Origin of the sequence: Nocardia abscessus NBRC 100374 (assembly GCF_000308455.1) — a bacterium.
Taxonomy (GTDB): domain Bacteria; phylum Actinomycetota; class Actinomycetes; order Mycobacteriales; family Mycobacteriaceae; genus Nocardia; species Nocardia abscessus.
The window spans coordinates 1-386 of the sequence record NZ_BAFP01000050.1; the positions used below are offsets into that span (position 1 = coordinate 1).

The following is a 386-nucleotide window of genomic DNA, read 5'->3' on the forward strand; positions in this document are numbered from 1 at the left end:
CCAAGATGAGGTTTCTCACCACCTTGAGTGGTTAAGGCCCCCCACAGACCATGGGGTTGATAGGTCGGAACTGGAAGCACGGTAACGTGTGGAGGTGACCGGTACTAATCGGCCGAGGACTTACCAACAAAGGTTGCTACGCGTCCACTGTGCGGTATCTGAAACAACACACAGACCGCCCACCCCCACCCCACGGGATTTCTCTCTCGGTCGAGAGAGAACCGTGGGGTGGGTGTGGGGGGTGTGGATAGTTTCATAGAGTTACGGCGGCCATAGCGGTAGGGAAACGCCCGGTCCCATTCCGAACCCGGAAGCTAAGCCTGCCAGCGCCGATGGTACTGCACTCGACAGGGTGTGGGAGAGTAGGACACCGCCGGAACATCTTT

At 58.3% G+C, this 386-nt stretch carries 2 rRNA genes; both read left to right on the top strand.

The features are described 5' to 3' along the window. Nucleotides 1-128 (top strand): 23S ribosomal RNA (locus ON19_RS10420); the annotation flags it as partial. Between the two features lie 134 nt (nt 129-262). Beyond that, nucleotides 263-379, top strand: a 5S ribosomal RNA gene (gene rrf, locus ON19_RS10425). Nucleotides 380-386 lie beyond the last annotated feature (7 nt).